Origin of the sequence: Alkalihalophilus pseudofirmus OF4 (assembly GCF_000005825.2) — a bacterium.
Lineage (GTDB): Bacteria > Bacillota > Bacilli > Bacillales > Bacillaceae_D > Alkalihalophilus > Alkalihalophilus pseudofirmus.
On the sequence record NC_013791.2, the window covers coordinates 3,077,091 to 3,093,196 of the forward strand.

14 protein-coding genes are annotated in these 16,106 nt (G+C 39.3%); 5 read left to right on the top strand and 9 right to left on the bottom strand.

Annotation, left to right across the window (positions count from 1 at the left end):
- Positions 1-78: 78 nt before the first annotated feature.
- The gene (locus BPOF4_RS15465; protein ID WP_012960135.1) at positions 79-3,327 is read right to left on the bottom strand and encodes a winged helix-turn-helix domain-containing protein; all 3,249 of its coding nucleotides are present in this window, start codon (positions 3,325-3,327) and stop codon (positions 79-81) included.
- A gap of 564 nt (positions 3,328-3,891) precedes the next feature.
- Here BPOF4_RS15465 and BPOF4_RS15470 point away from each other — a divergent pair.
- Entirely contained in the window at positions 3,892-5,685 is a 1,794-nt protein-coding gene (locus BPOF4_RS15470) for an extracellular catalytic domain type 1 short-chain-length polyhydroxyalkanoate depolymerase (RefSeq protein WP_012960136.1), read from the top strand.
- Between the two features lie 149 nt (positions 5,686-5,834).
- On the opposite strand, the gene trmB is transcribed toward BPOF4_RS15470, so the two are convergent.
- Positions 5,835-6,479, bottom strand: coding sequence for a tRNA (guanosine(46)-N7)-methyltransferase TrmB (gene trmB, locus BPOF4_RS15475; RefSeq protein ID WP_012960137.1), 645 nt, complete (start codon positions 6,477-6,479; stop codon positions 5,835-5,837).
- A 205-nt stretch (positions 6,480-6,684) separates the two neighbouring features.
- Between trmB and BPOF4_RS15480 the strand changes: the two genes are divergently transcribed.
- Entirely contained in the window at positions 6,685-6,981 is a 297-nt protein-coding gene (locus tag BPOF4_RS15480; protein WP_012960138.1) for a YtzH-like family protein, read from the top strand.
- 101 nt (positions 6,982-7,082) lie between these two features.
- Here the strand turns inward: BPOF4_RS15480 and BPOF4_RS15485 are convergent, their stop codons facing one another.
- On the bottom strand, positions 7,083-7,868 hold the full coding sequence (locus BPOF4_RS15485) for a phosphotransferase family protein (protein WP_180316890.1): 786 nt from the start codon (positions 7,866-7,868) through the stop codon (positions 7,083-7,085).
- Between the two features lie 582 nt (positions 7,869-8,450).
- Here BPOF4_RS15485 and purU point away from each other — a divergent pair.
- Positions 8,451-9,314 (top strand): formyltetrahydrofolate deformylase, encoded by an 864-nt coding sequence (purU, locus tag BPOF4_RS15490; RefSeq protein WP_012960140.1) that lies wholly within the window; start codon positions 8,451-8,453, stop codon positions 9,312-9,314.
- 384 nt (positions 9,315-9,698) lie between these two features.
- On the opposite strand, the gene BPOF4_RS15495 is transcribed toward purU, so the two are convergent.
- The 5 genes from BPOF4_RS15495 to thpR form a co-directional block, all read right to left on the bottom strand.
- Positions 9,699-9,995, bottom strand: coding sequence for a hypothetical protein (locus tag BPOF4_RS15495; protein WP_012960141.1), 297 nt, complete (start codon positions 9,993-9,995; stop codon positions 9,699-9,701).
- Positions 9,996-10,193: 198 nt separating this feature from the next.
- On the bottom strand, positions 10,194-11,129 hold the full coding sequence (locus BPOF4_RS15500) for an NERD domain-containing protein (RefSeq protein WP_012960142.1): 936 nt from the start codon (positions 11,127-11,129) through the stop codon (positions 10,194-10,196).
- A gap of 133 nt (positions 11,130-11,262) precedes the next feature.
- Positions 11,263-11,940: an LrgB family protein gene (locus BPOF4_RS15505; protein WP_012960143.1), complete on the bottom strand. Its 678-nt coding sequence runs from the start codon at positions 11,938-11,940 to the stop codon at positions 11,263-11,265.
- Positions 11,933-12,340, bottom strand: coding sequence for a CidA/LrgA family protein (locus BPOF4_RS15510; RefSeq protein ID WP_012960144.1), 408 nt, complete (start codon positions 12,338-12,340; stop codon positions 11,933-11,935). The genes BPOF4_RS15505 and BPOF4_RS15510 overlap by 8 nt, the downstream gene beginning before the upstream one ends.
- Before the next feature lie 4 nt (positions 12,341-12,344).
- Positions 12,345-12,911 carry an RNA 2',3'-cyclic phosphodiesterase gene (gene thpR / locus BPOF4_RS15515; protein WP_012960145.1) on the bottom strand — a complete coding sequence of 189 codons (567 nt, stop codon included), beginning with the start codon at positions 12,909-12,911 and terminating at the stop codon, positions 12,345-12,347.
- A gap of 200 nt (positions 12,912-13,111) precedes the next feature.
- On the opposite strand from thpR, the gene cysK reads away from it, so the two are divergent.
- Complete coding sequence (cysK, locus tag BPOF4_RS15520; RefSeq protein ID WP_012960146.1) at positions 13,112-14,050, top strand: cysteine synthase A; 939 nt, start codon at positions 13,112-13,114, stop codon at positions 14,048-14,050.
- Positions 14,051-14,086: 36 nt separating this feature from the next.
- Here the strand turns inward: cysK and pepV are convergent, their stop codons facing one another.
- Positions 14,087-15,490, bottom strand: coding sequence for a dipeptidase PepV (pepV, locus tag BPOF4_RS15525; RefSeq protein WP_012960147.1), 1,404 nt, complete (start codon positions 15,488-15,490; stop codon positions 14,087-14,089).
- Between the two features lie 390 nt (positions 15,491-15,880).
- On the opposite strand from pepV, the gene BPOF4_RS15530 reads away from it, so the two are divergent.
- Positions 15,881-16,099 carry a DeoR family transcriptional regulator gene (locus BPOF4_RS15530; protein WP_012960148.1) on the top strand — a complete coding sequence of 73 codons (219 nt, stop codon included), beginning with the start codon at positions 15,881-15,883 and terminating at the stop codon, positions 16,097-16,099.
- Positions 16,100-16,106 lie beyond the last annotated feature (7 nt).

Here is a 16,106-nt window from a genome sequence, read left to right on the forward strand (position 1 = left end):
ATGAATTTGATTTCTTTCCTATCATAAAAAATTAAAGTTACAATTTTGTCACAAAAATAGTCAGCCTTTACAGGCTGACTATAGATGACTTAAATAAATTTTTTCTGTTGCTTCTTTAATCATTTTCCACATTTCTCTGGTTGTTTCGAGCGGGGCTACACCTAACTCGTCTTGAAGCTGCTGTTGGCAACGCTCATAGATACGAAGAGCCTGTGTACGGTTTTGTTTGCAATAATAACAATACATAAGCAGCCTATACGCTTCTTCCCAACAGCTATCTTCTGTTAAGATTTGTTCACACCAGCGAATCGCCTCATCAAACTTTTCTTCAGCGACACTAATTTGAGCAACTCGCTCTACTCCTCGTAAATATAAAACAAATAATTGCTCACGCAGTTCAATACACCAATCATCGAAACGCCGGCTCGGCAAATACTCCCCGCGATATAACTCCAGACCTTTCACAAGCTTTTCTTTTGCCCGTTTCCGGCTTCGCTCCTCTAATCCTGATTCAATGTAATAGATAAAGCGATGGGCATCAATATCTATGCTCGCCTCCTTATTCAGACCGTACATTTGGTCCTCACGAGTAATAAAAAAGGCTTCTTGGCGAGCTTTTCGATGTGGTTCAATGGCTTTATTCATTGCATTCAAAGCAACCTTTAAGTCGCGACTCGCGTCCTCCTCATTTTGACCAGGCCATAGTAAATGACATATTTCAGATTTTGCAATAAACTGATTAGCTCTTGTGATAAAAAGTTGGAAAAGCTCACGCGCTTTATCACGCTTCCACCCTTTTTCATCAAGCTTATCCTCCCCAAGCCACACTTGAAATTCCCCTAATGTTTGAACACGAATCGTATAGCCTGGGTGAGAAGCCAATTGAGCAAAACCAAGCTCTGCGAGAAGGGGTTCTACTAAATATGCCTCAACTTGATGTGTTTTTGCTTCTAGCAACAGTGGCGGTATGCACTGAATATCTGTGGGACCAAACAAGGTCTTATTAGAAAAAAAGAATTGAGAATTATGTTTTTGAATGAGGGTCAAGCAGCGTGTTATCGTCTTTTTAAAAGCTGATGAATTTTCTTGTCTTAAATAGAGTGACGAGAGCCAGTAAAGTGTGACAGTTTCTCCGAAACTTTCGCCACAGCTTCTAAAGGTCTTCTCACACCCATTCAAACGCTTTTCTGCTTCAATCAAATCACCCTGCTTAAAAGTGACAAGCGCCAAAGCTAGCTGGACTAAGCCGCTTAACCAACGATCTTTAACACGCTCTGGTTCTTCAAGAGCCACCTTCCCTATACGTAGCGCTTTATCATATTCTCCTTGCTTTCCATATAATAAACAAAGTCCCATATAAGCTTCTGATTTACCGCGTGACATCTTTAAATCACTCATCAACTTTAGCGACGTTTCATAACATTGAATTGCAAGAGAGGGATCATAATCGTCTAGTAGCTGCACAGCATGACCCATTCGAGCCCATCCTACCGCCTCAACAAAAGGAGAGCGACGTTGAACTCCGCCTACGATCGCCGCCTCAGCCTGCTTTTTGGCGTGCTCTGTTAATCCCATTAAGCTATTTAATAAAGACAATAGCAAATCCCCTTCTCGGTGAGAGCTTGAGAGTTTATGATCCTTCTCATAAAGCTTAGCTTCCTGTAATAATTCCTTTGCTGTATGAAACTGACCTGTCCTCAAAAGGTATCGAGACTCAAGTTCAATATTTTTATATTCTGGATGAACAGCCTGAATTTTCACAAGCCAGGACTCAACTTCCTTTACTTCACCGAGGTTAAGAAGATTTTCTGACATCAAACTATAAAGTCTCACCTTGCGCTCTACACTCGTGTTTGTACGCTCCATATAATTAATCGCTTTTTGTAAATAAGGCTGTGCTTTTACAGGTTGGATTGTATCTAAATAGATTTGAGCGCGCCCTTCCATACTAAGGCTCAAGCCTTCAGCATCTTGCTTTTCTTCTGCAAGCTCTTCAAGTTTACGGTAACAAGTCATGGCTTGCTCAAATTTTGAATAGTACCGATTCATCTCACCTTCAAGATACCAAAGCAACCAATATTCGTCCTTCATTATCTCTGGGATTGAGTCAAGCGTAACCATGAGTCCTTCCATTTTACCATTGTGTAAAAGACGTATACCTTCGTGAACTAAAAGAGCAGACGCTTCCCTATAATCACCAGCCCGCATGTATACTTCTAAGCTTTTTTCATAATCACCAGCAGCCTTATAGTAACAAGCTACTCTTTGCAAAAGGTTATCCTGTAAAATTGGATTTTTACTGAGTTGACGCAATAGAAAATCTCGAAACAAGGCATGATACCGGTACTGGCTCTTACCAATTTCTACTACAAACAAGTTCTGTTGAATGAGATGAGTAATATAATTTCCAGCATGCACAGCTTCAAAGACGGTTTGACAAAGCTTTTCATTAAACTCCTCAAACAAGCTTGTTTCTAATAAAAATTTCTTAATTTCTTCAGGTTGTCTTGAAAACGCTTCCATTGTTAGGAATCGAAAAAGCTCGTCGGTAGTCTCAAGACCATCCTGAAGAACAGCTTGAACTTCCCCATGTTCTTTCCACTGTTGACCAAGCATTTGCAAGGCAATTGCCCACCCTTCAGTCGCTTTTTCTATCTCTATCAACTCTTCTGGTGTACAGTCAATATTAAATACATCTGAGAGGAGAACATCAATTTCTTCATTTGAGAAAATAAAATCAGTTTCGGTTAATTCAAGTAATTGTCCGTTCAACAGCCTTCGAGTAATCACATCCCACGTTGGCCGCACCCTTCCAGCAAGCACGATGTGAACGTTGGCAGGCGCTGATTCGATTAGTAGTTGGAGCCAGTCTTTAACAAGTTCTGAACGTTCTGTAATATGAATATCATCAAGCACACAAACAAATGGTTTTTTCAGTTGCAAAAGCTCATTGCAAAACTCTATACATATATAGTCGAGCTCCTCTTCCCACCCTTCAACCTCACCTGAGATCAAATATTCAATAAGCTCTGAACCAAAATGCGGGAATTTCTCACGCACAGCATGTACAACATGAACAATAAAGTGAAAGAAATTTTCATCTTGTTTTGACAAGCTGTACCAGCAGGATAGCTTATCAGAGGTATCCAAAAAGCTAGAAAGTGCAGAGCTTTTTCCATACCCTGGCCCTGTATGTATCAATGTTAGAGGACACTCTTCAATTTGTTTTAATTGTTTCATTAATTTAGGTCGATAGATCATTGAACTACGCTGCAAAGGGGGAATAAATTTAGTCCGCAATACTGCTAACCTTCGTTTCGGTTGCATATAACTCCTCCTCTCAATCATATAGCTTTTTTCTATTAGATGTTCCTTGGATTTTCCAGAACAATCTCTTGTCTCAACCTCAATCTTTCTGACCGGAAAAAAGTCTGTCTGCTGCTTTATTACTATCTTTTCGGCTAGCAGGGTGATGATTTCCTGCTTAAATCAATAATATTATTTGTTTTTTACTTAAATTCACCAACTGGAACATTAGTCACTATAATTTTATCTATCGTAACATAACTCAGTTACAGAACTTTTATAAATTCATGAAATTGTACCATCCCCTAGATCCCTTCTTCATTTAAAGCACAGTTATTAAACATGTCTTATAACATATCTTTTTTTCTGATTGTTCATCACATCATTTCACTTGTAACTTATATGAAACTTTCCCCCTTCATATTTAAATAGTCAGGCCAATCCTGCACTAACTGCCCTAATTTTCAAACCCATCTTCTTGACAAGCGATGAGCCAGAAAACAAGCTAGTTTCAAAATTCTTAAAAAGGAGGAAAATGTACTTACTATTATTTAGGTTTAAATTTTAGAAGAGGAGAGGATTTAAATGATTCAAACTAAGAATATGTTGAAAGTTATACGTTCATTAATAATTATTGGAATATTCCATCTTTTAATCACATCCACTGTATTTGGGGAAGGGACATTTACTTCTCATTCATATGGCGGTAAGACTTATAAATTGTATGTACCTAGTTCCTATCATACTTCTGAACCCGTCTCATTAGTTGTCATGCTTCATGGCTGTACGCAAGATGCTAATCAGTTTGCTGCTGGAACAGAAATGAATACTATTGCAGAACGAGAATCCTTCATTGTTTTGTATCCAGAACAAACATCAAGTGCAAATTCTAGTAGATGCTGGAATTGGTTTGAAACTGGACATCAAGCTAGAGGAAGCGGTGAGCCCGCCGTTATTGCTGGAATGGTTCAGCAAGTTAAAAATAATTTTGCTATTGATAGCGATAACGTATTTGTGACAGGACTTTCCGCTGGAGGCGCAATGAGTGTCATTATGGGTGCGACTTATCCGGATGTATTCTCAGCAATTGGTGTAGCGGCTGGCTTAGAGTATAAAGCAGCCACTAACTCCATTCAAGCTTTTACTGCTATGAGCAGCGGGGGGCCAAACCCCAAAACACAAGGTACCTTAGCCTACAATGCAATGGGTCAGTATAAGCAGGTGATGCCTACAATTGTTTTTCACGGAACAAGTGACTATACTGTACAACCTATTAATGGAGATCAAGTCATATCGCAATGGGCTAAAACAAACGATCTGGCCTACGGCGGAGTAGAAAATACGTATATAAATGATACACCAAATCAGACAAAGCAAGGACAGGTTTCAGGAGGGCGTAGTTATACCAATTACATCTATCAGGATAAGTACGGAATAACCATTTTAGAAAAATATTTAGTAAATGGCATGGGCCACGCTTGGTCAGGAGGGAGTACCCAAGGGAGCTACACCGACCCAAACGGTCCAAATGCGAGCGAATTAATGTGGCAGTTTTTCATGCAGGAAAGAGGAGAGCAGGACCCTAATGAAGATGACCCAGGTGAGGGGGCCCCTCCTATGACAACAGCATCACCCAACGGAGGCACTTATACGAGTCCAGTCAGTGTGACACTTCAGACTAACCGAGAAGCAAAAACCTACTATACAGTCGATGGTACAACACCAGATGAGAATTCACCTGTCTACTCCGAACCTATTTTTATCGAGAACTCTTCAACCTTAAGGTTCTACTCGGTTGATAGCAACGGCTTATCCGAAGAGCTCCGTTCTGAGGATTATATGATTACTGAAGCAGCAAATGAAGTGATTTTATCGTCTATTGCACAGGAAGACGGCTTTGTCGGACGTTTTAGTGCAGATGGATTAAGCACATCTATTCTAAAGGTGGGTGATAAGGGGATGTATAACACTGATACGTACCGCACGATATTATCATTCGATACCTCTTCCCTTTCGAGTACCCACACCCTCAAAGGGGCTAAGCTTAGAGTTTACCGAAAAGCCCTACAAGGTAATGTACAAACAATGGATGTAGATATGAAAGTGAATGCATTTGGCACATCTTCTTCTCTAGAGTCCATTGATTATTCATCAGCTGCAACCTATTCTAACCTTTTAACTGCGCAAGTACCATCACAAGATCATCAATTCGTGGATTTTGAATTACCATCACATGTTCTAAAAGAAATTGCATCCAATAACAAGTTACAATTTCGAATTAAATCAGCGACCACAGCTTCGTTTACGAGCAATGTATTGGAGATTCACGGAGGGGAGCATGCAGATTATGCACCGCAATTAATCGTAATCAAGGACTAACCTAACTTAATTTAGAAAAAGAGTCTGTCTAAATAAATTTATAGTCTTCTGGCAGACTCTTTATTCCCTTATTTCCCCTCGTTCTCTTCATAAAATTAGAGGCCCTAAACTTGATATGCAAACAACAAAAAACTCTTCATTCGAAGAGTTTATTTGTTATTAAAATGTGCTTCTAGACGATAAATGCGCATTCCTTTTTGCGAGAATTTTTCCTCGTATTCAGTCATCACATTTCCCTCCATTGAACTTTTATGGAGGTCTAAGCTAACTTGATTAAAAGCCATTCCAAAAGTGGACATACTATGAAGGGAATATTCAAATAACCCTTGATTATCGGTTTTAAAGTGAATCTCTCCATCTTCTTTTAACACTTTCTTATATAGAGTTAGGAAATTCCCATGTGTAAGACGACGCTTGGCATGCTTATTTTTAGGCCAAGGATCTGTAAAGTTTATAAATAAACGATCAATCTCGCCTTCACCAAAGAAATCCAATAAATTCTCTACATCTTCATTTAAAAATACAACATTTTCCTGCTCAGTATCGCGAACTTTTTCCATCGCAGAAATTAAGACACTGTCATACTTCTCCACCCCAATGAAATTAACATTAGGGTGTAACTCACCCATTCCTGTTAAGAATTGACCTTTTCCTGTTCCTACTTCCACATATAGCGGCTTGTCGTTGCCAAACCATTCATGCCATTTATTTTTATTTTCGTGCGGGTTCTGAATAACAATGGATGGATATTTGTCCATCTCTTCTCTTGCCCACGGCTTGTGACGTAAACGCACCGTAATCACTCCTCCATTTCTTCAACTCAATCATGTATTATAACCTTTATAGTCAGCAATGTATATGAGCACTTCTATTTTGGAATTTTTTATATTTCTGCGATTTCTGTTCTGAATACATACACGACCAGATGTACACTCTATATATAAAGGCTGCAAATTAACAGTTGGAACACAGCCGTCAGAAAAAGTGGAGAGTGATTGTATGCCCATTTCAAATCAACACAAAATCGGCTTACTTTGTGACATTTTAAAGAATCAAGCAGACGAGCATTATATGACTGATGACGAAGCTTCTCAAATTACCCGCTTGCTTCAATCCTTAAGCAATGACCCTTCTGTAGATCAATCGATTAAGCAGATTATTGGTGAAATTAGCGAGCAGCATCAATTGAATCATGAACCTTTTTTACAAGAGAATGTCGAACAATGGTTAACTGGTATGAATCAGATAACGTTCGACAGCAATACGGGACATTCCCCAGGAAATAACTACAAATAATTATTTCCTCTTTCATCATTCCCCGGCTTTGACAGCATTTGCATATAAAAAAGGCTGCTCCCTGTGGATCAGCCTTTTTATTATGTGATTTTGCACCTTCGTTATTCTTTATAATCCTCAACTAATAAGGAATGGAGGTATTCTTTAAATTTATCTACTTCAGTAAATTGTTTACGCTCATAATGCCAAAGAATAACTGAGATCGTTTGAGAAACGACATACCAATGCATCCTCTCACGCAATGATTCTCCGAGCAACAATCCATACTCTTTAATCCAGTCTTCCCATTCTTCAGGCGGGATATAAGAGTAGAGTAATAATCCTAGATCAAGAGCCGGGTCAGCAACCGTTGCACCATCCCAATCAATTAAATATAGCTGCTCTTCCTCATCTTGAATCCAGTTGTTATGGTTAATATCACAATGACATACCACATAATGATCATACGAGACATCATTTAATTGAGATGCTAAAAAAGCCATCCCTGTTTCAATGATATCGTCTTCTACTTGATTTAATTGCAGCTGAACACGCAGGTTATCTACAATGACTTCTGGCGATAAAGGTTCATTTCCTATTCGCTTAAACATATCAAGCAGCTCGCTCGACCCGTGAATTTTAGCTAAAAGCTCCGCAACTTTTCGTTCTTTCATTTCAAAAGCTTTTAACTCACGGCCTTTTACCCAACGCTGTGCCGTTACAACATCACCGTTTTCTAAGCGTTTAGTCCATAGCAGCTTCGGAACAATTCCTTCAGCAGAAAGAACAGCAAGAAATGGTGATGAATTGCGTTTCAGAAATACTTTCTGGTCACCTTGCTGGGCTATATATGCTTCACCTGTCGCTCCACCAGCTGGTTCCACCTTCCAGCCATCTCCTAAAAACATTTCCAACCAATTCACCCTCAATTTCCATTAACTTTCTTTTCACCTTACTGCATTATCTTCTTAGTATAGCGTATTTTGTCGTATTTACCTATCAAAAATTCAATCAATTTCATTAAATAATAATTAAAATAACAATCGAAACCCAGTGTCACATGCTGTATTAGCTACTTTACACAAAATAAGCAGAGTTTTAGTAGGCAACTCTGCTACGCTAATAAATTATAGTATTCTTTAAGAATTGATTTCAATAGTATCAAAAAAGCTCGTTTACAGTCAATCACCTTCACTCTTTATCTTCCTGATTCTCTCCCGTCATAACTTTAATAAACAAGTAAAACTTACAGAAATCTCATGATATCGATTACATTTAAGAAGAATGTAAAAAGACAATTGACAGAAGTATTGTGGATTTGCTTCAATATTGAAAGTACCTAAAAGGAATGCAGCCGACGATTGTCATTATAGCTTAACTTAATTGGGATATCATATAGATAAGCATGGCTATTTGGTATAAACTAAGCTTGTCTAAAAGAGCTAACGAAAATCGTTATAATCGAAGAGCCGAACGGAGGATTTTAGTCAATGAGTCAACATCCAAACAGAGCACGTTTACTTATTTCATGTCAGGATAAACCTGGCATTGTATCAGCAGTGTCAACATTCCTTCATCAATATGATGCGAATATTGTTCAATCTGATCAATTTTCAACAGACCCTGAAGGCGGTATGTTTTTCATGAGAATTGAATTTGATCTGGGAAATTCAAGCCCTGATTTCCTTCGGTTTAAAAAAGAATTTCATACATTAGCCGATAAATTGGACTTTGAGTGGAAAATGGAACTTGCGGCGAGAAAAAAACGCATGGCCATTTTAGTTTCCAAAGAGGATCACTGCTTATTAGAACTTTTATGGAGATGGCGTTCAGGTGAATTACAAGTGGATATTCCATTAATAATAAGCAACCACCCTACTAATAAACAAGTTGTGGAAAGCTATGGAATTCCTTTTTATCATGTACCTGTAACTCGTGATACAAAAGAAGAGGCTGAGCAGGAAGTGATTAATTTACTGAAACAGCATGATGTGGATTTCATTGTATTAGCACGCTATATGCAAATCCTTTCACCAACATTCGTAGAATCATTTCCTTATCGAATCATTAATATCCACCATTCATTCTTACCTGCCTTTATTGGAGCTAATCCATACGCGAAAGCATTCGAACGCGGGGTTAAATTAATTGGAGCAACAGCTCACTATGTTACAGATGATTTAGACGAAGGTCCGATCATCGAACAAGATGTTCTTCGTGTTAACCACCGCTACTCTACTCAGGAACTACGTGTAGCAGGAAGAAATGTAGAAAGAATTGCGTTAGCCAGAGCCGTAGAATGGCACACAAACGACCAAGTCATCGTCTACGGAAACAAAACCGTCGTCTTTTAAAGAAGAAAAGCAGAGGGGTTCGGTTAGATATGAGGAGGGTGGAGCTTGGACAATTAGAAGCGCTTTTGGCTTCGTTTGGCGAAGCGAAGCATCCGATTATCTGAACCCTGCAGCTAGACAGAAAAGCGGAATGACATGATCTGGCATTCGAAAACTTAGGGGAAGCAAAAAGAAGTTGATTTTTGACTTCGTTTGATTAACAAAAGTTTCTCGAAGGGCAATGTCATGAAGCTAGACAGAAAAGCGAAGGCGACTGGGCTGGCATGCGGTAAAATGAGGGGAAGCAATGAGAAGCGTTCTTTGCTTCTTTTGAAAAATGAAGCCGCCTATTACCCGTACTTTAAAAGGCCAAATAAAAATCGATCCTAGATCTAGGATCGATTTTTATTGTAGTTTTTTGAGTTCTACGTTAATGTAATCTTCTTCTTCTTTGCTCATTTCAGGTTCTATATAAATCAGATGGGCTCCCTCACGAGCTTCTGGCAAGGCTAGTTCACCGTACATCTTGATCCAAAGCAAAAGAGCTTCCTTTAATCCACGCTTTGCCTCTTTTACCGAATACCCAAAGCTGACACAACCTTCAGCTCCTATAATTTCTATCATAATTTCTGTCTGACCCGTCCAATCTGGCACACGCCGGACTTGCCAAGCATAATCATCAATTTTCGGTACTATCTGCATGGGCACCCTCCTTCTCAACTATTACGACTTCACGTGACTGTTTTAGTAAACCGCCGTATGATTAAAGACGATTATATCAGCTAATCAAATGCACAAATAAAATCCCTATGCCTTGCATAGGGAACGTTTAACATCCTTACCTATTATACGGATTTCTTCTTTTAAATTCAATCTCGATCCGTTATTTGTAATCTTCAGTTAAGTCTCATGATTTTCCATTCTTTGAAACGCCATCGTATGTGTATATCCTAGGAGAACTTCAGCTGCTTTTAATTGCTGATGTTTTATTGGAGAAGGATTTTTTGCAAGCTTGTAATGCCAATCTGCTTTGTTACGCTGATCAATGAATTCGACTTTCTTACCTGTAAGGTGGCCGTCAATCAATCCATTCGGAGACAAGACTACCTTTCGAATGGGTATGCTTAACTCTTCAGCCTCTAAGATCGGTTTAATCACACCGCTCATTCTCGATAATGAGAGCAATGGACTAATTCGCTTTTTTTTCGTTTGGTCGATATACTCTGTCCAAAACCGTTCTGAGCTCGCTTCAAATATACTATGTTCATGTCCATCTAGAAGGGCCACGCATATTACTTCATTAGGTGTAATCAAAATAATATCCAACTCAATAGGAGCTTTCTTAATATAGAAAACGGGCCTGTACATCACAAAGAAATTATCTGGCAGATGCTGAGTAAAAAAACGAAGGACCTCATCTCTTTTATACCGAGGGTGGAGGGAGGATTCTTCAAGTAAGGAAGAACTTGCCCATCTTAGTTGTGAATGAAATAATTCCTGTAAAAACCTTTCTTTTACTTGCTCAAGACTAAGAGAAGGGTCCATCTTTTCCTTTTCTTCCTCCACATCTAACTCTTCTATATTTGATTGGCTGCGCTTTGCTTTCCAGCTTTTCATCTTTCTAACAGCTTGACTGAAAAAGCTGCCTTCTTTTTCTATTAATACCTCATCCTGAGACTGCTCGATGTTAGTATGGTCTGCCTGTTGAAGACGCTCCCATTCAGTTTTCAGAAATTCCCATCGTTCTTTCTTCATTCTAGTAAACTGACTAGGGTATCTGTGAAGATCTGATTGATACCTTGAAACATAGTCTTCTAGTTTAATTAAATGTGACATCGTTATCCCCCCGACTCTTGGGTGAACCTATTCTAATAAAGAAATAGTACCATACCTTCTGCAAAATTAGAATGAATAGGCCAAGACTCCCCTTTTTTTCCACGATTCACCCAAACATTTACATGATTACCTGTTAGAAGAATACCGTAATGATTAATGCTACTACTATGGCACTAACAGTCATCGCAATAGAACTGGCGGCACCATCTAGTTCCCCATTTTCAAATGCCTTTGCCGTTCCAATAGCATGGGACGCACAACCCATTCCTATTCCTCTACTGATCGGGTGAGTAATGTTAAACCATTTATATAAAAAAGGGGATAACACAGCCCCTCCTATACCTGCTATCATGACAAAAACGGCAGCTAAAGGGGCAGCGCTGCCAAGATTATAAGCAATCTCCATCGCAACCGGTGTGGTAATAGACTTGGGAGCAAGGGCCCCGATGATGGAAGAATCAATCCCTAGCCATCTAGATAGCAGCACTCCGCTGAAAACGCCGATAAACGCACCTACTGTAATACTTAAAAGAATTGGGAGAATAAACCGTTTAAGCATAGGCAGCTGCTTGTATAATGGATAAGCAAGAGCAACAACTGCAGCACCTAGTAACTCATCTAACCATCTGCTTCCCTCTTTGTACAAGTGATAATCTATATCTAATAGAAGTAATAACAGAATAATAGATAGGGTAGACGTCAAAATTGGCAATGTAAATGGATGAGAAAGACGTTTATAAAAGGTTTTGGCAAATCCATATATGATAATCGTTAAGGCAAGCATGATGATCGTTATACTCCATTCATTCATCACTATACTCCTTTCTATTAGGCTGCAGTCGATTACTCTCCATTTTATGTATACACCATTGACTAACCAGTCCTGCGATCCCAAACACCAAGATTGTGCTTATTAGTGTAATGACAATTAATAAGGAGCCTTTACCGCGGAAGACATCAATATATTCCATCACTCCTACGGTTACAGGAATAAAAAGCAACGGCATATGGCGTATTAAAAAGGTTGTCCCCTTTTCAATTCTTGTAACTGGAATGATTTTTGTTACGAGCAAGATAAATAATAAAAGCATGCCTATAATACTTCCAGGGATGGACAATGATAAAGCTTGCTGAATCCATACCCCTAACCTATAAAACCCATATAAAATAGCGATATGTATGAGTACTTGCATAAAAGAGACTACCTTCATCCGGCTATTCACCTCCTAAATTAAAACGTTGAATTTCTTTATATTTTGGACTTTGCTTCGGGTGGATTTCAATTAGCTGAAAATACGGTATATCCCACTCTACAAAGGATTCAGTAAATGGATCATCTGACAATAAAAATTCCATTTGTCCAACCCATTTTTTAGCAATAGTCATATGTGGACGGTACGGTCTGTTGTCTGTACGCAGGTCTAAATTTTGACATACACCATTTATTTCTCTTTGGAGTTTATGAAGCTTTTCTAGATTGCCCTGAACATCTGCCCAAAGAATGCGCGGTGACCGTTCATTACCGAATGTGTTTAGCCCGCCTATTCTTAAAGTAAAGCTAGAGAGCCCGCTTGAGTTGAGGGTCTGATTTATCTGTTCAATCAATTCTTGCCTTTTCTTCGTTGATACAGCCCCTAGAAATACGAGCGTAATATGCAGATCCTCTGGATGAGGCCATTGTTTAAATGGATATTGTTTTTTCAAATCAGCTAAGTGCTTACTATACAGTTCTTTAATTTCCGCGCTAACTGGCACTGACAGAAAATAATGTTGTTCGTTCATACTAAGACCGCCTTTTTCATCCTAATAACTCCTTTTATGGAACTGTCTTTTGGGGTACTCTTATAAATGATATTGTATCAAAAGAAAGAATGAATATAAGTAAAACATTTATTTATCATCTTTTCCTATCTTGTTAATAGGAAATCAAAACACAGCTGTGATAAACTATACGTATAGAAATCAGGATTGGATGTGGAATGATGAGAGTAGTTAATAATATGGCAGAATTAATTGGTCAAACGCCACTTGTAAAGTTAAATCGCATCCCAGCTCCAGGCGGTGCCAAAGTTTATCTCAAAATGGAAATGATGAACCCTAGCGGAAGTGTTAAAGACCGTGCTGCATACAATATGATTATAGAAGCCGAGAAACAAGGTCATTTAAAGGAAGGCTCAACCATCATTGAGCCAACAAGCGGAAATACAGGTATTGGCTTAGCGATGAATGCCGCAGCTAAAGGATACCGTGCGATTTTAGTCATGCCTGACACGATGTCACAAGAGCGAATTAATTTACTAAAAGCCTACGGTGCAGAGGTAGTACTGACAGAAGGCGATAAGAAAATGCCAGGTGCCATTGAAAAAGCTCATGAATTAGTTAAAGAAATACCAAATAGTTACATGCCTATGCAGTTTGAAAATGAAGCAAACTCAGATGCACACCGCAAAACAACAGCTGTAGAAATTAAAACCGCGCTTGATAGTGTAGATGAATCATTATCTGCTTTTGTAGCTGCATCAGGTACAGGAGGTACGATTACTGGGACAGGTGAAGAACTAAAACGTTTCTACCCAGAGGCCTCTATTCATGTAGTAGAGCCTGCAGGTTCACCAGTCTTATCTGGAGGCAAGCCAGGACCTCATAAATTAGTCGGTACAAGTCCTGGATTTATCCCTCCTATCCTTAATGAGCAAGTGTATGATGAAATCTTGAAAATTGAAGATGAGGATGCTTACCGCGTTACACGAGAACTTGCCCAACAAGAAGGGATTCTAGTCGGTCCATCTTCAGGTGCTGCTTGCTTTGCAGCGCTAGAAGTAGCTAAACGCTTATCACCTGAGGATGTGGTTGTAGCGATTGCTTGTGATACGGGTGAGCGTTATTTATCTACTGACTTATTCGAGTTTAACGATCAATAAGAAAAAGCGGAGAGATTAATGATCTCTCCGCTTTTATTATTTAGCAAGCTCATAAATAGCCTCAGCATAAATAGCTGCTGCTTTAATTAAGTCATCTATTAAAATGTACTCATCCTTTTGATGGGCAACATCTTCTCTTCCAGGAAACATCGGCCCAAAGGCTACGCCGACATCAAGAGAACGAGCATAGGTTCCTCCTCCGATCGCAAGTAAACCGGCTTTCTCACCTGTTTGGCGTTCATACACTCCTTGAAGCGTTTTAATTAGAGGGTGGTCTCCCTCTACATAGCTTGGTGTCATATGATCAATCACCTTTATCTCGGCTTGATTATCACTTGCTGCCTGCTTTAACGCATGAATAATCTTGTCTCCATCAGCCGTCACGGGATACCTGATATTTAATCCAACTCCAGCACTAGATCCCCGCTTGTAAGATACTTTACCAACATTCACAGTTAACGGACCAGATACTTCATCCTCTACGTTTATACCGAGCGTTTGACCATAGAAGTCTCCTTGACATTTCTCGCCTAACAGCGAAATAAAGGCCGGAAGTTTAGTTAACTGAAGCGAGTGCAAAAACTCTGCTAAGTAAAGGCTTGCATTTATTCCTCTCTCTGGTGTAGAGCCATGTGCAGATTTCCCAAGAATAGATAAAACGAGGGTTTCCTTCGTATGGTCAAAGGAACCTTCAAACGTTTTTTCTTCTAGAAATGCGGAAAATGAAGCGATAATAGAGGCTAGGTGTTCCTCGTTCCCCTTCAACTTCACTTCTGCAGATTCTGGCACCATATTTAAACGTTCGCCTGACTTAAATGTTTCTAGTTTAACCTCTCCGTCTGAATCTTTTTCGGAGAATTTAAGTTCTACATCCATAATTCCCTTTTCTGCATGGATAATGGGAAAATCAGCATCAGGTGCGAAGCCGATTGTCGGCATTTCTTCATGCTCAAAATAATGCTCTACACATCTCCAGTTGCTTTCCTCATCCGTCCCGAAAATAATCCGAACACGCTTTGACAACTCTACATTTAATTCTTTTACTAAGGCTAAGGCAAAAAAAGCTGCCATTGTTGGACCTTTGTTATCTATTGCCCCTCTAGCAAACAGTTTCTCTTCCCGAATCTCTGCAGCAAATGGCGGGCTTGTCCACCCCGTTCCTGCCGGCACCACATCGAGATGACATAATATACCTACACTCTCTTTTCCAGAGCCATGTTCTACATACCCCGCATACCCATCAAGATTCTTAACAGAAAAACCACGATCTTCACCTTCTGTTAACATATGTTGCAATGCGTTTGCAATTCCCTTACCAAACGGCTGGCCTGCTGATGCCGTCGACTCATCTAAAACACTGTTAATACGCAGAAATTCTTGAGTTTCATTTATTAACTGATCTTTTCTTTTTTCTACTTCGTTGAGCCAATTAATCTTCATTTTTCCGATTCTCCTTTACATACATGAACAATAGTCAAGCAAAACCTTTGCTAAATTTCAAGAATTATTATAGAATATAGGTGTCTGGAGGGTTCGATGTGATCATGTGTTTCTAAATCACTATCACGAACCAATATCAACATTACCTTGCTATAAGATAAAAATCAAATGACCCACTACAACCAAGATTTGTGTAATGCTCTTATTACGTTAAGACGAGAAATCATTTCTCACTCTTAGCTGGCAGTCAAGAGCCAGAAAATAAGAACGCATCTACATCTCATCCCCCTCTGACGGTAAGTGATCCGCTGTAGTCCTGCATATATATGTTTAAAGAAGCATAGAATGTGCTATAGGACTAGGTCATGATTATGAATAAGGAGTGGTTTTTTGAAAACTTCAACTGATCGTATGCTGACCCGTATTAAATCCATTTACCTCTACATCAAACAAAGGGGGACCGTCACGACGACTGAATTGGTTGAAGAATTCGGGATTACCCAACGCACCATCCAGCGTGACTTGAATGTACTAGAGTACAATAATCTTGTTAGCAGTCCTTCAAGAGGAAAATGGAGCGTAACAGACAGAAAAACACGCGTTTCATAGTTTCTTT

Excerpts from the sequence above, each read along its gene's own strand:
- BPOF4_RS15480 (WP_012960138.1), top strand. The coding sequence starts at position 6,685 with ATGCCCATTTCAAATCAACACAAAATCGGCTTACTTTGTGACATTTTA.
- BPOF4_RS15495 (WP_012960141.1), bottom strand. The coding sequence starts at position 9,995 with ATGCAGATAGTACCGAAAATTGATGATTATGCTTGGCAAGTCCGGCGT.
- cysK (WP_012960146.1), top strand. The coding sequence starts at position 13,112 with ATGAGAGTAGTTAATAATATGGCAGAATTAATTGGTCAAACGCCACTT.
- BPOF4_RS15505 (WP_012960143.1), bottom strand. The coding sequence starts at position 11,940 with ATGAATGAATGGAGTATAACGATCATCATGCTTGCCTTAACGATTATC.
- BPOF4_RS15510 (WP_012960144.1), bottom strand. The coding sequence starts at position 12,340 with ATGAAGGTAGTCTCTTTTATGCAAGTACTCATACATATCGCTATTTTA.
- BPOF4_RS15470 (WP_012960136.1), top strand. The coding sequence starts at position 3,892 with ATGATTCAAACTAAGAATATGTTGAAAGTTATACGTTCATTAATAATT.
- BPOF4_RS15465 (WP_012960135.1), bottom strand. The coding sequence starts at position 3,327 with ATGCAACCGAAACGAAGGTTAGCAGTATTGCGGACTAAATTTATTCCC.
- BPOF4_RS15500 (WP_012960142.1), bottom strand. The coding sequence starts at position 11,129 with ATGTCACATTTAATTAAACTAGAAGACTATGTTTCAAGGTATCAATCA.
- thpR (WP_012960145.1), bottom strand. The coding sequence starts at position 12,911 with ATGAACGAACAACATTATTTTCTGTCAGTGCCAGTTAGCGCGGAAATT.
- BPOF4_RS15485 (WP_180316890.1), bottom strand. The coding sequence starts at position 7,868 with ATGTTTTTAGGAGATGGCTGGAAGGTGGAACCAGCTGGTGGAGCGACA.
- purU (WP_012960140.1), top strand. The coding sequence starts at position 8,451 with ATGAGTCAACATCCAAACAGAGCACGTTTACTTATTTCATGTCAGGAT.
- pepV (WP_012960147.1), bottom strand. The coding sequence starts at position 15,490 with ATGAAGATTAATTGGCTCAACGAAGTAGAAAAAAGAAAAGATCAGTTA.